Source organism: Streptomyces sp. NPDC060205 (assembly GCF_042728395.1).
In the GTDB taxonomy this organism is placed as follows: Bacteria; Actinomycetota; Actinomycetes; order Streptomycetales; family Streptomycetaceae; genus Streptomyces.
Genome location: NZ_JBHWZP010000489.1, coordinates 1 through 5,253, shown reverse-complemented (window position 1 = coordinate 5,253; position 5,253 = coordinate 1). Strand labels below are relative to the sequence as shown.

Below are 5,253 nucleotides of genomic sequence, written 5' to 3'. Positions count from 1 at the left end.
GGGCGCCCTCAGTCGTTTCCGGTACCGGCTCCCGGACGCGCGCCGGGAGACTAACCGAGCGGTGTGTTGTACTGCCGCATCCCGGGGATCGTCAGGTCTCCGCCGAACTGGGCGGCCTGGACGACCTTCACCTTTGTGAAGTAGATCAGCGGGATGTTCAGCGGCGGAGGGTTCTCCGGGTCGAACGTGATCGGGATCAGACCGAGCAGGTTCCCGGAGATGCTCTCCGTGTACATGACCGTCTTGCCGTTCTTGATGGTCGACGTCGTGCCGCTGCCCCCCTGGACGTGGTAGCGCACCCCGGCGTCCTTGTCGTCGACGATCTGGTGCAGGTCGCCGATGTCGGTGCCGTTGGAGATCACGTACTTCAGGACCTTCTTGACCGAGCCGTTGGCGGTCTTCACCTTGACGATGCCCTTGTAGTCGGCGCCCTTGAGGGTCAGGGAGCTGGCCTCCAGCATCCACGGGTCGTCGGCCAGGGCGGGGATGCCCTGCTCGACACCGCTCTCGTCGTCCGTGGCGGCCGGGCAGTCGTCGGGGTCCGTGGTGGAGCTCGCGGACGGGCTGGGCGTCGCGGAGGCGGTGGCCTCGTCGGCGGCGTCCTCCAGCTCGTCCTTGGCGTCCTTCGCGGCCTCGGACGCCTTGCCGGCCGTGTCCTTGACCGTGTCCTCGGCCTTGCCGGCCGTGTCCTTGACGGTGTCCTCGACGTCGCCGGCCGCGTCGGACGCGTCCTTCGTCGCCGAGGCGCTGGGCGTGGCGGACGGCTCCGCGGTGGGGGTCGCGGTCTCCTTCCCGCCGGGCGTGAGGATGTCCTCAAGCGCGTCGCCGATCTCGTCCAGGACGTTGCCGCTGCTCTGCGAGGGGGTGGGCGTCGGGGTGGACGCGCCGCCCCCGGACTCGGCCGGCTTGCTCGTCGAGGCGGACGGCGTGGGGTCGGGCTTGTCCTCGGAACCTGAATCCGAGGAAGAGCCACCGCCCGTCGAGCCGTCACCCGCGGAGTCGTCGTCCGGGTCGGGTGCACCGGTCGAGGCCGAGGCGGAGGGCGACGGGGTGGCCGTCGTGTCCTTCTCCTCGTCGGCCTTGTCGTCCTTGTCCTTGGCGCTGTCGTCCAGCGCCTCGACGCAGTCCTTGTACTCGTCGATCGTGAGGTTCTTCGCCGACGGCTTGTCGTCGGCCTGGGCGAGGGTCGGTGTGAACCCCATGCCCATGAGGATCGCGGTCGGCATCGACGCTATGGCTATCGCCTTGCCCGCGGGCACGTGCAGCCTGGTGAACAGCGGTTTCCTGGGGGCTGCGTGCCGCGGCCCGGTTCTCTCACGGGACTCGCCCGCGGAGTCCGCGTGGTGGACCTCGTCAGCCGGCACTGTGCCTCCCGTTCGCCCCGTTGGTGGGGCTCGTTCCTGACAGATCGTTCGGCTCACTCGCCCCGTCGGCCGGCGCGGCCTGCGGAACGTCTCCCTTGTCCGTACGGTCCGTCTCGGTCCGACGCGCGGTCGACTCCTCGCCCGGCACCCACGCGACCGCCATCCCGCCGCCCACCAGGGCCAGCAGGAAGCCGATGAGGAAGCCTCCGAGGTTCGACACGGGGATGGACACGAGCCCCAGCAGGATCGCCGCGACACCGGCGAAGACCCGCACGTGCTTCTGGTACCAGAGGCTGATTCCGAGAACGCCGAGGAGCACGCCGATGATGAGCGAACCGGCGCCCGCGGTCGTCGCCATGGCCAGCGTGAGATGCCCGATCTGAAGGTTCGCATACGGGAAGTACGCGATCGGGAATCCCGCGAGCAGGATGAACAGGCCGGCCCAGAACGGACGGCCACCACGCCAGACACGGAACCGCAGCCGCCAGTGGGTGATTTGACCGCGCGCGGCAGGATTCCCTGCAGGAGTCTCGGCGCTCATGGAAAACAGCTCCCTGGAACGGCGTTGCTGTGAGAGGTTCGCGTACTGCTCAGAGGAACTGAGCAAGGTACTGCTCAGGAGGACTGAGCAGGGGACGGGCGGGCGAGGCAGCACAGGCTCCCTCACCCACCCAGGGAGTGCTTAGTAGCACTCCTTGACACCCTTGGAGAGCGACATCTTCAGGCCGCTGAGCTTGAAGGTGCCGGCGGTGGTCGCCCACGCCGTCTGCTTCACGTCGGTCAGCACGGCCTTCTCGGCCTGCTGCGCGAAGCCGTAGGGGTTCGCCTGGTCACCCTTGGCGATTCCCGGGCCCTTGCTCGCGTCCTTGGCCGCAACACCGATGTCGATGTTGGTGAAGGTCGCGTTGGCCGAGAGGTCCTCGACGTCGATGTAGAGGTTCTCGGCCTCTACCGGCTTGCTGCCGCCGCCCGCCTTGAGGGTCAGGCTGACCGACCCGAGCAGCGGGATGTCCGGGGTGACCACGGACTGGCACATGTTCGTGATCGAGGCGGACTTGAACGCCGACACCGCGACCGGGTGCGCCGTCTTGTCGCCCTTGAGCGTGTACCCCTGGTCGATGGCTCCGTACTGCGAGAAGCCGGTGCCGACCAACTGGTCCGCCGTCACCTTGAACGACTGACCCGACACGCTGAACGACGCGGCGAGAGCGCCTTGTGCAAGGGCGATGCCTATGCACGCCGTGGCGGCCACACTGGGCACCATGACGACGGCGAACCGCTTCCATCTGGTCCCGCCACGCACCTGGGACTCCATATTTCCTCCTTCTCGGACGTACATCTCCGGCCCTGGCCGCCGCCAGACAGCGACTCAGCCGGGCAGGGATGGGAGAAGTGCTACGTCCTCGGGAAGGAGAGCGCCCGAATCCGGAGGCGCGCAACGCACCCGGATCACCGGCGATCACCCCCGAGCGACAACCACTGGTCGCGCCTGAACACTTCACGCACAACCTGCCGGACAGGCTCCGCCGAACGGCGAAGACCCCCCTGTCCAAGGAGCGGCGCCACTGCCGCCGCCCCTACTCGGTGGGGACCCAAGCAAACCCGCTGACCCGAGTGGCTGTCGGGGGAGGGTAATGGACCGAGCGTCGCCGATCGTGGTGCATTCTCGCCGCCCGCACAAGGGGGTTCGTTACTGGCTAGTAACGGCCGGATAACCGAACAACGACCCGTCGGTGTCGGCCGACCACCGAGGGTGGCCCCGGGAGAGGTGACAAAATGATCGAAGATTGGACGGAATCCGACAGATCACCGCTCTGGTCTTACTCCCAGTAACAGTGGCCGCGTTTACCAAGTTTTGGTAAAGCGCGGCCACTATGTAGCCGTGTCGGCAAATCCTTCACCCGGGCATCACGGGTCGGAGCGTTTAGCGACTGGTCAGAACAGAGCCCGCGCCAGCGCCCTGCGCGCGGCCGTCACACGCGGATCGTCGCCGCCGACGACCTCGAAGAGCTCCAGCAGCCGTACCCGCGCCGCCTCACGGTCGTCGCCCGCCGTACGCGCCACGGTGTCGACGAGCCGCCCCAGGGCGTCCTCCACATGGCCGCCCACCAGATCGAGGTCGGCCGCGGCGATCTGCGCCGGTACGTCACCGGGCCTGTCCGCGGCCTCCTTGCGCACCAGCTGCGGGTCCACGCCCTGCACCCGCTGGAGCAACTCGGCCTGGGCGAGGCCCAGCTTGGCCTCCGTGTTCCCCGGGTCGTCGCTCAGCACGTTCCGGTACGCCTGGACCGCGCCGCCCAGGTCCCCCGCGTCCAGCGCCTGCACGGCGGCTTCGAGCAGCGCGTCGTACGGGCCGACCGGCACCTCGGGGGCCGCGGCGGCCCCGTCCTGCCCGGCGCCGTCCGCGCTCTGGTCCACGGTCACGCCCGTGAGCCCGAACCGCTCCTCGGCGACCTGGACGAGCTGGTCCAGGGTGCCCCGGATCTGCGCCTCGGGAGCGGCGCCCTGGAAGAGCGGCAGGGCCTGGCCGGCCACCACCGCGAAGACGGCCGGGATGCCCTGGATCCCGAACTGCTGCATCAGCATCTGATTGGCGTCGACGTCGATCTTGGCGAGAACGAACCGGCCGTTGTACTCGACGGTGAGCCGCTCCAGAAGCGGGCTGAGCTGCTTGCACGGCTCGCACCACTCGGCCCAGAAGTCGATGACGACCGGCACCTCGGTGGAGCGCTGCAGGACGTCCCGCTCAAAACCCGCCTCGTCGACGTCGATGACGAGACTCGACGCGGACACGGCGGGAACGGCCCCGCCCCCCTGTCGTACCGCTTCGGCGCGCGCCTGCTCCGCCTTCGCCTTGGCCTCCTGGGCCGCTTTCACCGCGGCGAGGTCGACGACTCCGCTCATGGACATGTTCCGTGGCTGCATGCGTCTATCCTCCCCCCTCCGCGCGCCTGTGTGAAAAGCGCTGTGAAAGCCAGTCCTGATACGTGTTTCTGACGCCGGGTCCCCACCTGGCGCCGCGTGGTCGTCGCGCTTTCGCTACGGCTCGTAGCGTAACTGTCCCGGTACGGCCGGGGGAAGCCCGTCCCGGTGATCTCCCTCACCCGTCCACAGGATCCCCCTGCGCGGAACGCCCGGATATGGTCGCCGACATGCAAAGTCGCAGCTCCGCACCCCGTACGGGCCGTACGGGCCGTCCGCGCAGCACCGAGGCCGACGAGGCCATCCTGGCGGCGACGCGTGCGGCTCTCGTGGAACTGGGCTGGTCGGGGCTGACACTGGGCGACGTGGCCACCCGCGCGGGCGTCGCGAAGACGACGCTCTACCGGCGCTGGGCGGGCAAGAACGAACTGGTCGTCGACGCGGTGGCGGCCCTCTTCGACGAGCTGGAGCTGCCCGACCGGGGCACTCTCGCCGCCGACATCGAAGGGGTGGTGCTCCAGTTCGCGGCGATCCTGGACCGGCCGGAGGCGAAGAGCGGGCTGCTGGCCGTGCTCGCGGAGTCGACGCGCGACGACGCGCTGCGCGAGCGCATCCGGACGTCGGTCGTCGACCGGCAGAAGCGGCTGGTGCTGGAGGGGCGGGCGCGGGCGCAGGAGCGCGGTGAGCTTCCGCCGGAGTCCGATCCGTCCACGGCTGACCGGACCGTGAACCTCATCTTCGACATGGTGGCGGGGGCGGTGGTGCACCGGACGCTGGTCAGCGCGGAGCCGGTGGACGAGCCCTGGGCCCAGTCCTTCACCCGAGTCCTCCTCCTGGGCCTGGCGGGCGCGGCCTCCCACCTCTGAAGGTTGTCGCCCCCGCCGCCCCTACCCTTCCCGTCACTGACTCGGGGGCGCTGCCCCCGAACCCTCGGTCCTCAAACGCCGGACGGGCTGGAAAACCAGCC

General features: G+C 69.2%; 5 protein-coding genes. 1 reads left to right on the top strand and 4 read right to left on the bottom strand.

Going from position 1 to position 5,253, the window contains the following annotated elements; genetic code table 11:
- Window positions 1-50 precede the first annotated feature (50 nt).
- The 4 genes from ACFWGJ_RS41610 to ACFWGJ_RS41595 all read right to left on the bottom strand — a co-directional run bounded on the left by ACFWGJ_RS41610 (window position 51) and on the right by ACFWGJ_RS41595 (window position 4,289).
- On the bottom strand, window positions 51-1,364 hold the full coding sequence (locus ACFWGJ_RS41610; protein WP_387334161.1) for a hypothetical protein: 1,314 nt from the start codon (window positions 1,362-1,364) through the stop codon (window positions 51-53).
- The gene (locus tag ACFWGJ_RS41605) at window positions 1,354-1,905 is read right to left on the bottom strand and encodes a DUF6114 domain-containing protein (RefSeq protein WP_387334160.1); all 552 of its coding nucleotides are present in this window, start codon (window positions 1,903-1,905) and stop codon (window positions 1,354-1,356) included. The genes ACFWGJ_RS41610 and ACFWGJ_RS41605 overlap by 11 nt, the downstream gene beginning before the upstream one ends.
- A gap of 141 nt (window positions 1,906-2,046) precedes the next feature.
- Window positions 2,047-2,679: a DUF6230 family protein gene (locus tag ACFWGJ_RS41600; RefSeq protein ID WP_210889739.1), complete on the bottom strand. Its 633-nt coding sequence runs from the start codon at window positions 2,677-2,679 to the stop codon at window positions 2,047-2,049.
- Window positions 2,680-3,299: 620 nt separating this feature from the next.
- Window positions 3,300-4,289 (bottom strand): tetratricopeptide repeat protein, encoded by a 990-nt coding sequence (locus ACFWGJ_RS41595; RefSeq protein ID WP_387334158.1) that lies wholly within the window; start codon window positions 4,287-4,289, stop codon window positions 3,300-3,302.
- 227 nt (window positions 4,290-4,516) lie between these two features.
- Between ACFWGJ_RS41595 and ACFWGJ_RS41590 the strand changes: the two genes are divergently transcribed.
- Window positions 4,517-5,152, top strand: a complete 636-nt coding sequence (locus ACFWGJ_RS41590) for a TetR/AcrR family transcriptional regulator (RefSeq protein WP_387334157.1) — start codon at window positions 4,517-4,519, stop codon at window positions 5,150-5,152.
- Window positions 5,153-5,253: the final 101 nt, after the last annotated feature.